At 62.5% G+C, this 17,164-nt stretch carries 14 protein-coding genes; all 14 read left to right on the top strand.

Annotated features, from left to right (window positions below):
* Positions 1-5 precede the first annotated feature (5 nt).
* The 14 genes from flgL (at position 6) to PJ259_RS08895 (ending at position 17,000) form a co-directional block, all read left to right on the top strand.
* The gene (flgL, locus tag PJ259_RS08960; RefSeq protein WP_271655512.1) at positions 6-1,304 is read left to right on the top strand and encodes a flagellar hook-associated protein FlgL; all 1,299 of its coding nucleotides are present in this window, start codon (positions 6-8) and stop codon (positions 1,302-1,304) included.
* Between the two features lie 119 nt (positions 1,305-1,423).
* A complete protein-coding gene (gene pseB / locus PJ259_RS08955) occupies positions 1,424-2,419 on the top strand; it encodes a UDP-N-acetylglucosamine 4,6-dehydratase (inverting) (RefSeq protein ID WP_271655511.1) in 996 nt (331 codons plus the stop codon).
* On the top strand, positions 2,416-3,567 hold the full coding sequence (pseC, locus tag PJ259_RS08950) for a UDP-4-amino-4,6-dideoxy-N-acetyl-beta-L-altrosamine transaminase (protein WP_271655510.1): 1,152 nt from the start codon (positions 2,416-2,418) through the stop codon (positions 3,565-3,567). Before pseB ends, pseC begins: the two co-directional genes overlap by 4 nt.
* 11 nt (positions 3,568-3,578) lie before the next feature.
* A complete protein-coding gene (locus PJ259_RS08945; protein WP_271655509.1) occupies positions 3,579-4,199 on the top strand; it encodes a pseudaminic acid biosynthesis-associated methylase in 621 nt (206 codons plus the stop codon).
* Positions 4,196-4,912: a pseudaminic acid cytidylyltransferase gene (gene pseF / locus PJ259_RS08940; protein WP_271655508.1), complete on the top strand. Its 717-nt coding sequence runs from the start codon at positions 4,196-4,198 to the stop codon at positions 4,910-4,912. The genes PJ259_RS08945 and pseF overlap by 4 nt, the downstream gene beginning before the upstream one ends.
* Positions 4,900-6,390 carry a UDP-2,4-diacetamido-2,4,6-trideoxy-beta-L-altropyranose hydrolase gene (pseG, locus tag PJ259_RS08935; protein ID WP_271655507.1) on the top strand — a complete coding sequence of 497 codons (1,491 nt, stop codon included), beginning with the start codon at positions 4,900-4,902 and terminating at the stop codon, positions 6,388-6,390. Before pseF ends, pseG begins: the two co-directional genes overlap by 13 nt.
* The gene (gene pseI / locus PJ259_RS08930; RefSeq protein WP_271655506.1) at positions 6,387-7,451 is read left to right on the top strand and encodes a pseudaminic acid synthase; all 1,065 of its coding nucleotides are present in this window, start codon (positions 6,387-6,389) and stop codon (positions 7,449-7,451) included. Before pseG ends, pseI begins: the two co-directional genes overlap by 4 nt.
* A 125-nt stretch (positions 7,452-7,576) precedes the next feature.
* Positions 7,577-8,608: a hypothetical protein gene (locus PJ259_RS08925; RefSeq protein WP_271655505.1), complete on the top strand. Its 1,032-nt coding sequence runs from the start codon at positions 7,577-7,579 to the stop codon at positions 8,606-8,608.
* Positions 8,605-12,540 carry a glycosyltransferase gene (locus PJ259_RS08920; protein ID WP_271655504.1) on the top strand — a complete coding sequence of 1,312 codons (3,936 nt, stop codon included), beginning with the start codon at positions 8,605-8,607 and terminating at the stop codon, positions 12,538-12,540. The genes PJ259_RS08925 and PJ259_RS08920 overlap by 4 nt, the downstream gene beginning before the upstream one ends.
* Positions 12,541-12,778: 238 nt before the next feature.
* Positions 12,779-14,212, top strand: coding sequence for a flagellin (locus PJ259_RS08915; RefSeq protein WP_271655503.1), 1,434 nt, complete (start codon positions 12,779-12,781; stop codon positions 14,210-14,212).
* Between the two features lie 72 nt (positions 14,213-14,284).
* Positions 14,285-14,674 (top strand): flagellar protein FlaG, encoded by a 390-nt coding sequence (locus PJ259_RS08910; protein WP_271655502.1) that lies wholly within the window; start codon positions 14,285-14,287, stop codon positions 14,672-14,674.
* A 70-nt stretch (positions 14,675-14,744) separates the two neighbouring features.
* A complete protein-coding gene (gene fliD, locus PJ259_RS08905; protein WP_271655501.1) occupies positions 14,745-16,199 on the top strand; it encodes a flagellar filament capping protein FliD in 1,455 nt (484 codons plus the stop codon).
* Positions 16,200-16,293: 94 nt separating this feature from the next.
* Entirely contained in the window at positions 16,294-16,674 is a 381-nt protein-coding gene (fliS, locus tag PJ259_RS08900) for a flagellar export chaperone FliS (protein ID WP_026083956.1), read from the top strand.
* Between the two features lie 14 nt (positions 16,675-16,688).
* Entirely contained in the window at positions 16,689-17,000 is a 312-nt protein-coding gene (locus PJ259_RS08895) for a flagellar protein FliT (RefSeq protein WP_059315599.1), read from the top strand.
* Positions 17,001-17,164 lie beyond the last annotated feature (164 nt).

Raw genomic sequence — 17,164 nt, 5'->3', positions numbered from 1 at the left:
CGCCCATGCGCATCTCTACCGTCCAGGCGTTCAACAACGGCATCAGCGGCCTGCAGAACAACTATGGCGATGTCAGTCGCTCCCAGGAGCAGATCAGCACCGGCAAGAAGATCCTCACTCCGGCGGACGATCCGGTAGCGTCGATCAAGCTGTTGCAACTGAGCCAGGAAGAGGCGCTCAACGGTCAGTACAACACCGGCATGACCGCGGCCAAGAACAGCCTCACCACCCAGGAATCCATGTTGACCTCCGTGGAGACGGTACTGACGCGTATCCGCGAAATCGCGGTCCAGGCTGGCAACGGAGCCCTCGACCCAACCGACCGCGCGTCCCTGGCCAAGGAGGTTGGTCAGCGCGAAGACGAGCTGATGAACCTGATGAACAGCAAGGACGCCAGCGGCAAGTACCTGTTCTCCGGCTCCATGGGCGACACCCAGCCCTATGTGCGCAATGCCGACGGCACCTACAGCTATAACGGCGACGAAGGCCAGCGCAGCGTGCAGATCGCCAGCTCCACCTTCGTGCCCATCAGCGACAGCGGCAAGGACGCCTTCGAGAACAATTTCAACGCCAATCGGGTGGATACCACCAAGGTGGCGACCAATACGGGTACCGGACGGATCTCGCTTGGCTTGGTGGAGGACAAGGGTGCCTATGACTCGACCTTTCCGGCCAGCGCGCCGCCGGTCGCCAGTGATGGCATTGGTATTCACTTCCTCGATGACAAGAAATATGTCGTCTACGATCTGGCCAAGACCCCCACGGCGGCTGAATGGGCAGCCTACGATCCGGCCAATCCGCCAGCCGGCCAGCTCAAGGCGGACAGCCTGAACAGCACCCAGGAGGCCAGCAAGTTCATCCGCTACGGTGGGGTCAAGGTGCAGATGAATGGTGCCCCGGCTGCGGGTGACGAATTCAAGATCACCCGCGACACCTCCAACGAGAAGCGCAGCCTGCTCAACGTGGTGTCCGACCTGCGCAAGGCATTGGAAAATGGCGACAGCAGCACCGAGGGGGTTTACCAGATCCGTGACAGTGCCGCCGTGGCCCTGAGCAACCTGGACACGGCCTACACCCAGGTCGACGGGGTACGTGGCAAGGTCGGCGCGCGCCTCAACGTCATCGACTCAACCAGTGATTTCATCGCCAACGTCAGCCTGGTCAACAAGTCGGTACAGTCCGATCTCCAGGATCTCGATTATCCTGAGGCCCTGTCTCGCTACGCCCTGCAGAACACGGTGCTGCAGGCGTCGCAGCAGAGTTTCGTGAAGATCGCGCAGTTGAGTCTGTTCAAATACCTGTAAGACAACCTACCGACTCGCAACCGAGATTGGCCGATTTTTTGCTGCTACTCTTCCGATAGGCTGGTCGCGACGGTTTTCCGCCGCGGTGGCCGCTCGACTCATCGCGAAGGAATAGCAACATGTTTGATGGCCTGTCGATCTTCATCTCGGGTGGTACCGGTTCCTTCGGTCGCGCCTTCGTCAAGCGGCTGTTGAGCGACTACCAACCCAAGCGGGTGGTGGTGTTCTCCCGCGACGAGCTCAAACAGTACGAAATGAGTCAGGAGTTCGACGCGCCTTGCATGCGCTACTTCCTGGGCGACGTACGCGATGAGCAGCGCCTGCAACAGGCCATGCGTGGCATCGATCTGGTGGTGCACGCCGCCGCCCTCAAGCAGGTGCCGGCCGCCGAATACAACCCCACCGAATGCATCCGCACCAACGTCAATGGTGCGGAAAATATCATCGCCGCGGCGTTGCAGAACGGTGTGAAAAAGGTCATCGCCCTGTCCACCGACAAGGCGGCCAGTCCGATCAATCTCTACGGCGCCACCAAGCTGCTGTCGGACAAGCTGTTCGTTGCCGCCAACAACATCGCTGGCAGTCGCGACACCTCCTTCGCCGTGGTCCGCTACGGCAACGTGGTTGGCTCCCGCGGATCGGTGCTGCCGCTGTTTCGTAAGCTGATCGCCAAGGGTGCCGAGGATCTGCCGATCACCGACGCGCGCATGACGCGCTTCTGGATCACCCTCGACGAGGGCGTGGACTTCGTCATGCGCAGCTTCGAGCGCATGCAGGGCGGCGAGCTGTTCGTACCCAAGATTCCTTCCGCGCGCATCGTCGATCTGGCCACTGCCCTGGCGCCGGAATTACCGCAACGCCAGGTGGGCATCCGACCAGGCGAAAAGCTGCACGAGATGATGATCTCGCGGGATGACAGTCCCCATACCCTGGAATTCGCGCGCCACTACGTCATCACCCCGGCGATGAGTTTTAGTCAGCCCTGTGATTATTCCCGTGATGGCCTGGGCGAGCAGGGTCGTCCGGTCGAGCCAGGCTTCGAATACCTGTCCGACAGCAATCCCGACTACCTGGACGTCGTGGCGCTGCGCCAACTGGTCGAGCGCTGCCCATGAGTGCCATCCCCTACGGGCGGCAATCCATCAGCGAAGAGGACATTGCGGCCGTTACTGCGGTATTGCGCTCCGACTGGCTGACCCAGGGGCCGATGATCGAGCGCTTCGAGCAGGCGGTGGCACAGCGTTGTGAGGCGATGCATGGCGTGGCCGTATGCAATGCCACGGCCGCCCTGCATATCGCCTGCCTGGCGCTGGATCTGGGCCCTGGCGATCTGCTCTGGACCTCGCCCAATACCTTTGTCGCCAGCGCCAACTGCGCGCGCTATTGCGGCGCCGATGTCGACTTCGTCGATATCGATCCGCACACCCTCAATCTCAGCGTCCCGGCGCTGGCTACCAAGCTGGACATTGCCGAGCGGGCAGGGCGCCTGCCGAAGATCCTGGTTCCAGTGGCCTTCGCCGGCCAGAGCTGCGACATGGCCGCGATCCAGGTCCTGGCGCGGCGCTACGGCTTCAAGGTGATCGAAGACGCTTCTCACGCCATAGGCGCACGTTATGCCGGCCAGCCCGTGGGCTCCGGTGCCCAGGCCGACATCACCGTGTTCAGCTTCCACCCGGTAAAGATCGTCACCACTGGCGAAGGCGGGCTGCTCACCACCAAGGATGCCGCGTTGGCAGAACGCCTGCGGCGACTGCGCAGCCACGGCATCACCCGCGACCCGGGGCTGCTGCAGGACCAGGCACAGGGTGGCTGGTACTACGAGCAGCTGGAGCTGGGTTTCAACTATCGCATGACCGATATCCAGGCCGCTCTGGGGCTCTCGCAACTGGAGCGCCTGGTGCCCTTCATCACGCGCCGGCGCGCGCTGGTTCAGCGCTATCGCGAGCTGTTGGCAGAAGTGCCGGTCGGCCTCATCGGCGACCAGGCCGGAGCCGAGTCGGCCTGGCACCTCTTTCCTATCCGGGTGGATGGGGGCCAGCGTGCTCACGTTTTCGCCGGGATGAGAGCCGCCGGTATCGGCGTCAACCTGCACTACATTCCCGTGCATCTGCAGCCCTATTACCACGCCCTGGGTTTCGCGCCCGGTGATTTTCCAGAGGCCGAGCGTTACTACGCCCAGGCCCTGAGCCTGCCGCTGTACGCCGACCTGAGCGAGGCGCAGCAGGATAGGGTGGTTCAAACATTGGCCACCCTGTTGAACTAGAGGAGAGAGTAATGCGAGAGATGACCGCCCAGGAGCGCTTCTGGCAGGGTGAATTCGGTGACGCCTATGTCGATCGCAACGCCGGCGCTGCGGCCGTGGCCAGCAGCCTGGCCTTCTTCGGCCGCGCCCTGGCCCGTGCCGGCATCCTGGACAGCGTCCTCGAGCTGGGCAGCAACCGTGGCCTCAATCTGCAAGCCTTGCGGGCCCTGTTGCCCCATGCCCAGCTGCAGGGTGTGGAGCTCAATGGCAAGGCCTGTACCCTGGCGCGGGCACTGGAAGTAGCCGAGATCTGGGAAGGTTCGCTGTTCGACTATGCCGTGACTGCGAGCGTCGACCTGGCCTTCACCAAGGGTGTGCTGATCCATTTGCCACCGGATCTGCTGCCTGCCGCTTACGACAAGCTGTACCAGGCCAGCAAGCGCTTCATCCTGGTTGCCGAGTACTACAATCCGACGCCGGTGGAGGTGAGCTATCGCGGCCACGCCGAGCGACTGTTCAAGCGCGACTTCGCCGGTGAGCTGCTCGACCGCCATGCCGACCTGCGGCTGCTGGACTATGGCTTCGCCTATCACCGCGACCCGCTGTTCCCGGCCGATGACATCTCCTGGTTCCTGCTGGAGAAACAGGCGTGACCGCCATCGCCATCATTCCGGCCCGCGGTGGCAGCAAGCGCATCCCCCGCAAGAACATCAAGACGTTCCATGGGCGGCCCATGATCGCTTACTCCATCCGGGCCGCTCTGGACAGCGGACTGTTCGCCCGGGTGATCGTCAGCACCGACGATGCCGAAATCGCCGAGGTGGCACGAGCGTATGGCGCCGAAGTACCCTTCATGCGTCCCGCCGCCTTGGCCGATGACCATGCCGGTACCGTCGAGGTGATCCAGCATGCGGTGGGTTTTCTATGCGAGCAGGGCGAGGTCTTTACCTACGCCTGCTGCCTGTACGCCACCGCGCCCTTCGTCACCCCGGAGGATCTAGCGCGGGGTCTGGAGTTGCTCGAAGAGCATCCTGACAAGGCCTATGCCTTCACCGTGACCGACTTTGCCTCGCCGGTGCAGCGGGCCCTGCGCCTGCGTGCGGATGGTGGTGTCGAATCCCTCTATCCGGAATTCTATGAAACCCGTTCCCAGGATCTGGAACCCGCCTTCCACGATGCCGGCCAGTTCTATTGGGGACGCACTGAAGCCTGGGAGCAGGGCGCGCCCCTGCATGCGCCGCACTCGTTGCCGGTACGCCTGCCGCGCCATCGGGTGCAGGACATCGATACGCTCGATGATTGGCAGCGAGCTGAGCTGCTGTATGAGGCTCTGCTGACCGACGTGGAACGCTCATGCACATCCTGATCAGATGCGATGCCTCGCTGTCGCTTGGCTCAGGCCATGTTATGCGCTGTCTCACCCTGGCCGACGCTCTGGCTGCGGTGGGTTGCAAGGTACATTTCGCCTGTCGCTCCGGCCCGGGGGACCTGCTGGCGCTGGTCGCCAGCCGCGGTTATGAAGCTCATGCGCTATCGGTCCCGGACCGACGCAGCGACTTTGAAGCAGCGTTGCCCTGGCAGGAAGATATCGAGGCACTCTGGAAGGCATTACCAGCGGAGCTGGATTTTGCCTGGTGCGTGGTGGATCACTATGGGCTCGGTCACGAATGGGAGACCGCCGTACGTCTGCGAGCTCGGCGAGTCATGGCCATTGATGACCTGGATACTCGTCGCCATGCCGTCGATCTGTTTTTGGACCAGAATCTCTCGGCGCAGATGCGGACTATTGCCTTGCCGGAAGTGGCACATGTTCTGGCGGGGCCTCGTTTCGCCCTCTTGCGACCGGCCTTCGCCAATCCACGTCCGGAGTGCCAGGGCCCGATCAAGCGTGTCCTGGTCAGCTTCGGTGGTGTGGATGCGGCCGGGGAGACCCTCAAGGTTCTGACTGCCCTTGCCGACCTGTCCGAGCTTCAGGTGGATGTCGTCGCCGGGCCAGCCAATCCCCATTGGACCGAACTCGTCGAACGCTGCAGGGGACGTCCGACCTGGCGGCTCTGGCAGCATGTTGAAGACTTCGCTGGCCTGCTACGGAAAGCTGATCTGAGCATAGGTGCCGGCGGCGGCACGGCTTGGGAGCGGGCCTGCCTGGGTATTCCCAGTCTCTGCGTCTCTCTGGCGCCCAATCAACGCGCCAATGCCGAGGCCCTGGCGGTTGCCGGGGCCCATCTGTACCTAGGCGATGCAGCGCAGGTCAGTGGCGCGGCCTATCGTGCGGCCGTGCAGACGCTACAGGCGAGTCCAGGCCTCCGACAGAGCCTAGCGGCCCGAGGCAGGACGCTGGTGGATGGCCGGGGCGCCACCCGTGTAGCGACGGCGCTGTTGGGTATGGAGTTGCATCTGCGTCCGGCGACGTTCGAGGATACACGGTTGCTTTTTCGTGGCCGCAACGCCGAGCGGGTGCGACAGGCCTCCGTCAATACCGATCCTATCGGCTGGGAGCAGCATCAGGACTGGCTGCGACAGGTGCTGGCCCAGCCTGAGCGGCGGTTGCTGCTGATTGCCGAGACGCTCGATGGGCCTGTTGGCGTACTGCGCTACGACCGTCAACGGGGGCAGGGGGCCGAGGTCTCTATCTACCTACTGCCCGAACGCCTTGGTCAGGGTTGGGGAGAGCACCTGCTGCGGTGCGGCGAGCAGGCTGTTCAGCGTCATTGGACCGATCTGGAATCCATAGAGGCACAGGTGCGTCCAGGCAACCTAGCCTCTCTTCAGCTTTTCCAGCGCGCAGGTTTCCTGCTGCGTGATCATCAACTTCAGCTTTCTCTGCCGAGAATCTCATCATGACTGCCTTGCGTATTGGTAACCGGCCGGTAGGGCGCGACGCCCCGCCTTTCGTCATAGCCGAAATGAGCGGTAACCATAACCAGTCCCTGGACCGGGCACTGGCTCTGGTGGACGCCGCAGCCGACGCGGGGGCCCATGCCCTTAAGCTGCAGACCTATACACCCGATACCATGACCCTGGATCTGGACGAGGGCGAATTCCATATCGGTGATCCGGCCAGCCTTTGGGCCGGGACCTCGCTCTATCGGCTCTACGGTGAAGCCCATACGCCCTGGGAATGGCACGAGCCCATCTTCCGGCGCGCCCGCGAGCGTGGCCTTGAGGTGTTCTCGACACCCTTCGATGCGTCCTCTGTGGACTTCCTCGAGTCCCTTGGCGTCCCGGCCTACAAGATCGCCAGCTTCGAGAACGTCGATCTACCGCTGATTCGGCGCGTCGCCGCAACCGGCAAGCCGCTGATCATCTCCACTGGCATGGCCAGCCTCGCCGAGCTGCAGGAATGTGTGGAGGCCGCCCGTTCGGCCGGGTGTCGTGACCTGATCCTGCTTAAATGCACCAGCACCTATCCCGCCAGTCCGGCCAATACTCACCTTCGTACCATTCCGCACATGCGCGAGTTGTTCGGCTGCGAGATCGGACTCAGCGATCACACGCCAGGCGTAGGCGCGGCAGTAGCCGCCGTAGCGCTAGGCGCGAGCGTGGTCGAGAAACACTTCACCCTGTCCCGGGCGGAAGGCGGCGTGGATGCGAGTTTTTCGCTGGAGCCTGACGAGCTCAAGGCCCTTGTGGCGGAGACCGAGCGTGCCTGGCAGGCATTGGGGCAAGTGCACTACGGACCTACGCCCGACGAACGCAAGTCGTTGGTTTTCCGCCGCTCGCTCTATGTGGTACGCGACATGGCAGCCGGCGAGTCCTTCAGCGAGGCCAATGTCCGTGCCATTCGTCCCGGCCTGGGCCTGGCGCCCAGGCACCTCGAGCGGGTCCTGAATAGCGTCGCTCGAGGACCGCTCAAGCGGGGCCAGGCCCTGGACTGGCATCACCTCCAGGAGCGCGATCAGTAGTGCCTGTGTTTACGCCAGGACCTGCTGGTGACGTCCATTCTGTGAAGGTGCGCAGTGATCTGGCGCTATACCGGCGTCGGCCTGGCTGAGGCTGAAACCTTTTTCTTTGGGAGACGGTGTCAACCATGACCCTCCAACACGTACCCAGCCAGTCACTCCAGGACTGGACCACGACCGACCTTCCACTTTCCGACGGTCCCTGGCTATTTGGTAATGCGGGTATCGATCGGCTGCGGCAACAGGTGGAAGATGCCTTCGCTCTGCGCTACCTGCATCCCGGTAGCGAACCCTGGCGGCTGAGCGCCGAGCAGTTATCCATACCCACAACCCATAACCTGCAAGCCTATGCCGCGCTGCCGGTCGAAGTGCCGGCCGAGCAGCGCTGGCGTGAGTATGCCGCGGCCCTGGAAGAGGGCGGTCGACTGGTCCTAGATGTACGTCCTGCAGAGCACTGGCAGAGTTTCGGACGGCGACTGGCAGCTAAGGATCCGCGAACGCCGTACTGCAGTGTCAGCGAACTGATCAGCCAGTTGAGCGCGCAGGGCCTTGCGGTCATTGCCGTCGAACCCTATGCCGGGCTCTGGGACAACGCCTGGCTCTATCGCGGTGTGAATCACAGACACAAGTGGCGCCGTCTACTGTCCTGGCTCGCCAGCGATGAGCCACTGTTGGCCTGGGCGTTGCGTCTGGAGCAGGAGGTCTTCGCCAGGCTGGCACCGCGGGCCAGCGGGCGCTGCCTAATCGCTGCGGAAAAATGCGCCGTGCCGGTAGATCCCGGCGCGGTATTGCAGCAGCTAGCCCAGCGCGACCAAGCCTTGCGCGATCACCTGAGCCTGGTGCCAGGTACACAGGTGCTGGCAGCGAGTCAGGCCGAAGTCACCGCCTCTCTTCGTGCCCAGCAGGTGTTGCTCATGCTCGGTGAGGTATTGCAGCGGCATTATCCGCAGCTGGACTGGCTGGCCCTGCTGCCTACGCCAGCGGTGCGACAATTGCAGGAGTGGCAGGCCGCCGAAGCGATCGATCAGCAGGCCATGATGATCCTGGAAGCCTGGGCACATGGCTCTGGCGAGCAGGAGGAACTGTTGCGTGGCCTCGACTATTCCCTGATGACGCCGCTACTGCGGCAGTATTTTCCGGCACGGAGAACGCCCTCGTGAAAGCCCCTGCCATCGTTGCCTTCCTCTGGGATAACCAATTGCCGGTGCTGCGAGAGTTCTTCAGCCGGCACGGTCCCCTGACTCTCCTCACCCTGTCGCCTTATGTGTCCCAAGGCCTGCTGGACGTGGTGGACGAGGCCGGCAGCAAAGTCTTCGTACTGGATCAGGAGCTGGACGATGCCGGCGTCTTTGCTGTTCAGCGTGATACCTACCACTGGCAGGCCCGGTTGCAGCTCTGGCTCGACCAAGGCCCTCCAGGGCGGCTCGACAATGAAGACTGGACAGCCCTGCGGACCCTGATCGACGCCGGCTTGGAGGCTGAGCTACCTACCGTCGTGACGCTGCTGGAGGGGCTGGCGCGTGCTCAGCGCGACTATCGGCTGAGCCTGGTACTGGGCAACGAAGACGTGATGCTCATCGCCAAAGTGGCGATGCTGTGGGCACGCCGTCAAGGGATTCCATCGCTGCATCTGTCCCACGCCCTGGCCTTGAACGATCCCTATACGGTGCACAGTCGGCAAGTAGCCGACATCACCGCCGTCTACGGCCAGCGGGGTTTGGAAGGCTATCTGGATTATGGTGTGCCGCCGGAGCGCCTGAGGGTTACCGGTAACCCGGCCTGGGATGGCATCCCGGCCCGTCGCGCCGCACGAGCCGAGCACGCCGAAACCCTGCGCGCCAGGCACGGACTACGCGCTGGTGAGCCCATCGTGGTATTCGGCACCACCTGGGCGAGCCGCCATAGCGCCCATGGTGATCAGGCCATCTTCGAAAGGACCGTGGCGGCCTTCATCGACGCCTGCGAGACGTTGTTCAGTGCGGGACTGACCTTCAATCCGGTGATCAAGGATCGGCCACCTAACTTCCAGTTCGGCGAGACGCGAGTAGGGGAGCTGTTACGCGAACGCAAGGCCGATCCGGGCCGCTATTTCTATCTGGTCGAGGATGGTCCGCTGTGGCCGGTGGTCGCCGATGTGCTGATCGCCGTGGATTCCAATTACTGCGTGGAAGCCCTGCTGTGCGGTACCGCCGCCATCAATCTGCGGCATCCCGGCAATATGCCCTTCGGACCCTGTTACGCAGCCGAGGCCGGTATCGCCGACGTCGTTGCAGCGGAATTGCCCGAGGCACTGGGCCACTTGCTGCGTGACCCGGCCGCCCGGGCATGCCAGGTCGCCTCCAGCGCGCTCCATGCCCCCTACTACAACGTCGCCCAAGAGGGCGATGCCGCTCGACGCGTAGCGCAACTGATGGGCGAGATGGCCGTCGGTCTGGTCCCCCGGCTGCTGGCCTGGCTGGATGCCCGGCTACCCATCGCAGCGGAACGCGAGGTGTTGGAGCGTCCGCTGACCGAGTTGGGTCGCGGTCGGCAGCTGCTGGGTATCCTGATTCTCGATGATGACCAGGACGATGCCGCGGTACAGCGGACCCTGAGCAGCCTGCAGCAGGCGCTGGGTGCGGCCTGGACACCGGTGGTTATTAGTACCACGCCCCCACCCGCTACCCTGGAGGCCGGTATGGAATGGCTTTCGGTAGGGGCAGGGGAGATCATGATGGCCGCTGCGGCCCGGATGCTGGAGCAGGGCCCGACCCGCTGCGACTGGTGGCTGACCGTCTTGGCCGGCAGCGAATTCACCCGTAGCGGTCCGCTGCTGTTCACGTCGACGCTGGCGCGTCTGCAACTGCAGGATCCCGAAGGTGCATTCAGCCACGCCTGTTTCGCCGATGAACTACAGCGCTCGGTCGAAGGTGCCATTGGCGCCTGCTTCCGCCCCGATTTCAACCTGGACCTACTGCTGAGCTTTCCGGCGCTGTTCGGACGCCACTGGGCGGTACGCCAGCAGAGTCTGCTGGCGATTGGTGGTCTGGAACCGGCTTATGGGATAGCCGCGCCGCTGGACCTAGTATTGCGTTTGATCCAGCGCCATGCCGGTGCCGGTATCGAGCATCTGCCTGAGGTCCTGCTGGTCGCGGATGCCCCCGCCTTGACCGTGGAACCGGGAGAACAGGTCGCGCTGGAGCAACACCTTCAAGCGCGTGGCTATCCGGCCGCCCGGGTCGAGGCCTTCCTGCCGCGGCGCTATCACATCGTTTATGGCCACCAGGCGACACCGGGCGTGTCGGTCATCATCCCGGTGCAGGATGAGTTGGAATACGTCCAGCGCTGCCTGGACAGTCTGCTGGAGCAGACGCGCTACCCTCATTTCGAGGTCCTGCTGGTCGACTGCGGCAGCCGTCAGGCGGCGACCCGTCGCTGGCTGGATGACCTGGAAGCCTTGGATGCAGAACAGGTCAAGGTCTGGCGCTTTGACGGTGAGCCAAATCGCTCGGCGCTGGTCAACGCCGTGGCCCAAGCCAGTTCAGCCGATTTCCTGCTGCTGCTCGAACCCACCTGTGTGGTTGTGCAGCCGGATTGGCTGGAGATCCTGCTCGATCAAGGGCAGCGGCCGGAGGTCGGCGCCGTCGGGCCACGGGTCTGCGACGCCCAGGGACAAATTCTCGAAGCAGGCATGTTGCTGGGCCTGGACGATGCGGCCAGTGCCGCCTTCGCCGGAGAAGACCTGCAGGCTCCGGGGTATCTGAGCCGGCTGCAGCTGGTCCAGGATTACAGCGCTCTCGGTGCGACCTGCCTGTTGCTCAGGCGCGAACTGGTCCTGGCGCTGGATGGCTGGGATGGGGAGCGCTTTCCACTGGCCTATGGCCAGGTGGATTTCTGTTTGCGGCTGCGGCAGGCGGGTTATCTCAACGTCTGGACCCCTCAGGTGACCGTCGTTCAGGATGGTCTGGATGCTGCCGCCGTCGATCAACAGCGCGCAGTCGAGCGCGAAGCGCTGCAAGAGCGCTGGCTATCTGTGCTGGCGCGTGATCCGGCCTATAACCCTCAACTGTCCCTGGCTGGCAGCGGCTTCACCTTCGAATACGGCACCCGACGCCTGCAGCAGGCCGTGCTGCCGCAGATTCTGGTCTGTCCCGCTGACGAGGCAGGCTGCGGCCATTACCGGGTACGCCAGCCGCTGATGGCGTTGCGCGATGCCGGCCGGGTGGAAGGACTGATCTGCGCCCAGCATCCGACACCCGTGGAATTGGAGCGCTTCTCGGTCGATACCCTGGTCCTGCAGCGGCAGATCACAGATGACCAGCGGGACAGCCTGCGCCGCCTGCACAAGCTGTCGCGCACTTTCACGGTGTTCGAACTGGACGACTATCTGCCCAACCTGCCGCTCAAGAGCGTGCACCGCGCTTCGATACCCAAGGACATCCTCAAGGCGCTGCGTCAGGCTGTGGCGACCTGCGATCGGCTGGTGGTCTCCACGCCAGCGCTGGGCGTGGCCCTGACGGGTATGAATGCCGATATACGCGTCGTACCGAACTTCCTGCCTCCACGTTGGTGGGCGGGGCGGCAGCCCCAGCGTAGACAGGGACGCAAGCCGCGGGTGGGCTGGGCGGGGGGCAGCAGCCATACCGGCGATCTGGAGTTGGTGGTGGATGTTATCCAGGCGCTTGCCGATGAGGTGGAGTGGGTCTTTTTCGGCATGTGCCCCGACCGGCTCAGGCCTTATGTGCATGAGTTCCATCCGGGGGTCTTCATCGATGACTACCCGGCCAAGTTGGCCAGCCTGAATCTTGATCTGGCCATCGCCCCACTTGAAGACAACCTGTTCAATCGCTGCAAGACCAATCTGCGGCTGCTCGAATACGGCGCCTGCGGTTTCCCGGTGGTGTGCTCGGATATAGAGCCCTATCAGGGCGACCTGACGGTCATCCGGGTACGCAACCGATTCAAGGACTGGTGCGATGCCATCCGCGGTCAGCTAGCCGATCTGGATGCCACCGCGGGGCAGGGCGATCTGCTGCGTGAGCAGGTACTCGGGCGTTGGATGCTGGAAGGCCAGAATCTGGATGTCTGGCAGGCTGCGTGGCTCCCCGGTTGAACACCGAGATGAAAAGTGCGGTTCGCCATTAAATAAAACGGCTCTCCCGTCGATAACTTGGATGTCACTCTCCGGCGTTTGATCACTGTCAAGTGTCTGGCGAAGAAAATCGCCAAACACCCTTAAAGTTCTAGCGACAGGCGCCGATAAACAAGATGAATGCGAAATACAGGGGCGTCTGAGCAAGCAGGTCCCATTCGCATGCTCAGGCACACAAGGTTCAACTGGAGACGCCACCATGGCACTTACCGTCAATACCAACATCCCTTCCCTGAACACCCAGCGTAACCTGCAGAACGCGTCCAGCTCGCTGGCTACCTCCATGCAGCGCCTGTCCACCGGTAGCCGTATCAACAGCGCCAAGGACGATGCCGCCGGTCTGCAGATCTCCAACCGTCTGACCAACCAGATCAACGGTTTGAACCAGGCGACTCGCAACGCCAACGACGGTATCTCCCTGTCGCAGACCGCTGAAGGCGCCATGCAGCAGTCCACCAACATCCTGCAGCGTATCCGTGATCTGGCCGTGCAGTCCGCCAACGGCTCCAATAGCGACGCCGACCGCTCCGCCCTGCAAAAGGAAGTGACCGCGCAGCAGAACGAACTGACCCGGATCGCCCAGACCACCACCTTCGGCGGTCGCAAGCTGCTGGACGGCTCCTTCGGCACCACCAGCTTCCAGATCGGCGCCAACGCCTACGAAACCATCGACGTCACCCTGAAGGACACCTCGGCTACCGCCCTGGGTTCCAACCAGATTGGTAGCGGTGCCAGCACCAGCGCAGGCAGCGTGGTTGCCGGTAGCGGTGGTGCTCTGACCACCAGCGGCAAGATCACTCTGGTGGGCGGCGGCAAGAGCCAGGACGTCAACTACAAGGCTGGCGATTCCGCCAAGACCATCGCTGGCGCCATGAACGGCCAGATCCCCGGTCTCGCCGCCTCGGCGCGTACCGTCCTGACCGTGACCGACAGCATCAGCAGTGGTTCGGCCAACATGAAGGTGACCGTGGGCGGCAACTCCCTGAACCTGGTCGGTGTGACCAGCACCAAGGACATGGCTGACCAGCTCAACGCTAACGCTGCCAAGTTGGGCGTCACCGCCAACTACGATAGTCAATCCAAGACACTGACCATCACTTCGGCGACCGGTGAGAACGTCACCTTCGGCAAAGATACTGGTAACGCAGCTGGCGCTATCAAGGTTGCTTCGCAGAAGTCGGACGGTAGCACCAGCGCTGCGGTTGATATCCGGGCCAACGGCGGCCAGGGCATGGGCTACGTCAAGCTCGATTCGCCTACCACCTTCGCCATGACCGGTGACACCGCCAAGATCTTCGGCGACACCAAGTCCTCGCTGAGCAAGGTCTCCGACGTCGACATCTCTACCGCTGACGGCGCTCAGAAGGCCCTGTCCGTGATCGACCAGGCCCTGGCCAACATCGACTCCCAGCGCGCTGACCTCGGTGCGGTGCAGAACCGCTTCGACAACACCATCAGCAACCTGACCAACATCTCGGAGAACGCCACCTCCGCCCGTAGCCGCATCAAGGACACCGACTACGCCGCGGAAACCGCGAACCTGTCGAAGAATCAGGTGCTGCAACAGGCTGGTACTGCGATCCTGGCTCAGGCCAAGCAGCTGCCGCAGTCGGTTCTCAGCCTGCTCCAGTAAGGGCAGAGATCGGTCTAGGCAGGGAGAAGGGGGACGCCCCTTCTCCCTTTCATGCGTTGTGAGGACATTACAATGGACATCGTCAAGACAACGGGTTTTTCAGCGGTAAGGCCCTATAGCGCTCAATCGAGCCCTGCGGCCGCGACGTCCTTCAGCGCTGCGGCGCCCACGGCGGATTCCTCGGTCAAGCCGGTTTCCCAGGCCAGCAAGGTGGACGGGGACAAGGCCGAAAAGCCGAAAGACGGCAATGTGGATGGCGCCCTGTCGAAGCTGAAATCGAAGTTTCAAGAGGATCACCGCAACCTCGACTTCAGCATCGACGACTCCACCGGCGAGGTGGTGGTCAAGGTGCTGGATGGTGAATCCGGCAAGCTCATCCGGCAGATGCCCAGCGAGGAAGTGCTCAAGCTAGCCAAGCAGCTGGATGATATGCGCAGCCTGATGTTCAAGGCTGAAGCCTAGTTGGCGCGGAACTTGTATCTAGCTAACTGAAAGCAGGGGCGACGACGTAACGTTGGCAGGGGGTAGTGAAATGGCAGGTATTAGCGGAATTGGTGGCTCGGGCCTGGATATCCAGGGCATCGTTGAAAAGATGGTGGCGGCTGAAAGGGCACCTAAGCAAGATCAGCTCACCAAGACCCAGAGCAAGGCGACCGCCCAGCTCACTGCTATTGGCTCTCTGAAGGGTGCCATCAGCGAATTCCAAACCGCGCTGACCACGCTCAATAGCCCCACGAGTTTTCAGGCGCGGGCCGTTACCCTATCGAAGAGCGACTACCTCACGGCAACGGCCAGTACCAGTGCCAGTGTCGGCAGCTACCAGATCGAGGTCAGCAGGCTGGCGAGCAGCAGTAAGGTGGCCCTGGCGTCCGTGCCAGCCACCTCTGCCACGACTGCAAGCGACGGGACCGCCTCTAGCTCTCCCACCACCTTCGGCAAGGGCACGCTGAGCATCAAGATCGGCGATACCAAGTTGTCGGATATCCAGGTCGACGCCACCAACAACACCCTGAGTGGCATCCGCGATGCCATCAACAAGGCTGGGCAGAGCCAGGGGCTCAGCGCCAACATTGTCAACGACAACTCGGGGGCACGGCTGGTGCTGAGCAGCACCAAGACCGGAGACGGTAATAACATTTCGGTATCGGTGAGCGGTGACGACGGTTCGGGCAATCAGAGCCTGACCAAGTTGGCCTATAACCCAAGCGACAGCGAGTCCAGCGATCCCGCTGCCGCCCATTCGCTCACCAAGGCCCAAAGCGCCCAGATGACCATCGATGGTCTGAAGATCACCAGCGCCTCGAACACCGTGAGCGGTGCGGTCGATGGTCTGAGTTTTACGCTCAAGGCCACGACCCCAGCGGATAGTCCGATGACCGTCGGCGTCAGCCAGGACGAGTCAGGCGTCAAGGGTAATATCCAGAAGTTCGTCGATTCCTACAACAAGCTCATGGGCGTGATCAAGACCCAAACCTCGGTCACGACGGTCGGGGACAACAGTGCACCCATCACGGCTGCATTGGTAGGGGATGCCACTGCCCGCGGCCTCACGACCACCATCCGCAGTGAGCTGAGCACCATGCAGGGGACGGGCGCAGTCAAGGCGCTGGCCGATCTGGGCATTACGACTCAGAAAGACGGCACCCTGGCCATCGACGACACCAAGCTTAGCAAGATGGTCAGCTCCAACTTCAGCGACCTGCCCGGCTTCTTTACCGGCGACCAGGGCCTGGCGGCGCGCCTCAAGGGCAAACTTGATCCCTACACCATGGCCAACGGTATCCTGGAGCAGCGTTCTACTTCTTTGAGTAGTACCCTGAAAAGCGTCGATGCGCAGACCGCCACGCTCAACACCCGAATGACGGCCCTCTCGGATCGCCTCTACAAGCAGTACAACACCATGGACCAGCTGTACTCGTCGTTGTCGAGTACCGCGTCCTCGCTCTCCCAGCAGCTGGCGGCCATGCCCTTTGCCAACAAGAGTTAAGTAGGCGGATTCGGCCAATCCGGTCGATAAAGGGGTCAAGTTTTTCGCGTCCTGACCGATAAAGGAAGTATCGGAAACACACAGAGGTCATGACATGAACGCAATGACAGCCATGCGCCAGTACCAGCAGGTCGGCCTGCAGGCGCAGGTGTTCGAAGCCAGTCCCCATCAGCTGATCCAGATGCTCATGCAAGGCGCTCTGGACCGTCTGGCCAAGGCGCAAGGTGCGCTGGAGCGTGGTTGGCTGCCTGAGAAAGGCGAGCTGATCGGCAAGGCGGTATCCATCATCGCGGGTCTGAAGGACGTCCTGGATTTCGAGCAGGGTGGCGAGCTCGCCACCAACCTGGATCGGCTGTACGACTATATGATCCGCCGGCTCAGCGAAGCCAACCGCAACAATGATCCCGTTATCCTGGAAGAAGTATCCGGCCTGATCCGCGAGATCAAATCCGGCTGGGATGCCATTGCCCCCTGATCTGGAGTCGACCGATGAACGTCGCCATGCAAAAGACCCCGGTGGAACGCGTCGAGCTCGTCTACGAGCAGATGGCCGCTGCGCTCAAGGCCGGAGACTGGACGCGGATCGCCGAGCTGGATCTGGATTGCCGGCTGTTCGTCGACGAAGCGGTTTATGCCACAGGCGATGAAGCCGTAGCCCTGCGCGCCAGTCTCGAACGCTTGCTGGCGCTCTATGCCTCCATGCTGCAGAGCTGCAAGGCAGAGCGGGATGCCACCGCCCAGGAGCTGACCAAGCTCAATAAGTCGAATCAGGCGGCCAAGGTCTATCAACTGTTCGGTTGACTGTCATCTGTTGGACGGTAATTCGAAGTTTCGATATTTCGCCGCCATAAAATTGACCCCGCATCACAATTTGTCTTAACTTGCGCAAGATGCCGACCAGTTGGCACTTGGATGCAGGCGACACCTGCGCGTAGCGAACCGACAAGCCGAATTGGGGCAGGGAC

The sequence above is a fragment of the Pseudomonas sp. JBR1 genome (genome assembly GCF_028198185.1).
GTDB classification, from domain to species: Bacteria; Pseudomonadota; Gammaproteobacteria; order Pseudomonadales; family Pseudomonadaceae; genus Chryseomonas; species Chryseomonas oryzihabitans_E.
Note: the sequence above shows the minus strand (reverse complement) of the source record. Positions and strands in the feature narration are given on the sequence as shown.

Coding starts and splice junctions, on each gene's coding strand:
- PJ259_RS08925 (WP_271655505.1), top strand. CDS start 7,577: ATGACCCTCCAACACGTACCCAGCCAGTCACTCCAGGACTGGACCACG.
- pseI (WP_271655506.1), top strand. CDS start 6,387: ATGACTGCCTTGCGTATTGGTAACCGGCCGGTAGGGCGCGACGCCCCG.
- fliD (WP_271655501.1), top strand. CDS start 14,745: ATGGCAGGTATTAGCGGAATTGGTGGCTCGGGCCTGGATATCCAGGGC.
- PJ259_RS08910 (WP_271655502.1), top strand. CDS start 14,285: ATGGACATCGTCAAGACAACGGGTTTTTCAGCGGTAAGGCCCTATAGC.
- PJ259_RS08895 (WP_059315599.1), top strand. CDS start 16,689: ATGAACGTCGCCATGCAAAAGACCCCGGTGGAACGCGTCGAGCTCGTC.
- pseC (WP_271655510.1), top strand. CDS start 2,416: ATGAGTGCCATCCCCTACGGGCGGCAATCCATCAGCGAAGAGGACATT.
- pseB (WP_271655511.1), top strand. CDS start 1,424: ATGTTTGATGGCCTGTCGATCTTCATCTCGGGTGGTACCGGTTCCTTC.
- PJ259_RS08915 (WP_271655503.1), top strand. CDS start 12,779: ATGGCACTTACCGTCAATACCAACATCCCTTCCCTGAACACCCAGCGT.
- fliS (WP_026083956.1), top strand. CDS start 16,294: ATGAACGCAATGACAGCCATGCGCCAGTACCAGCAGGTCGGCCTGCAG.
- pseG (WP_271655507.1), top strand. CDS start 4,900: ATGCACATCCTGATCAGATGCGATGCCTCGCTGTCGCTTGGCTCAGGC.
- flgL (WP_271655512.1), top strand. CDS start 6: ATGCGCATCTCTACCGTCCAGGCGTTCAACAACGGCATCAGCGGCCTG.
- PJ259_RS08945 (WP_271655509.1), top strand. CDS start 3,579: ATGCGAGAGATGACCGCCCAGGAGCGCTTCTGGCAGGGTGAATTCGGT.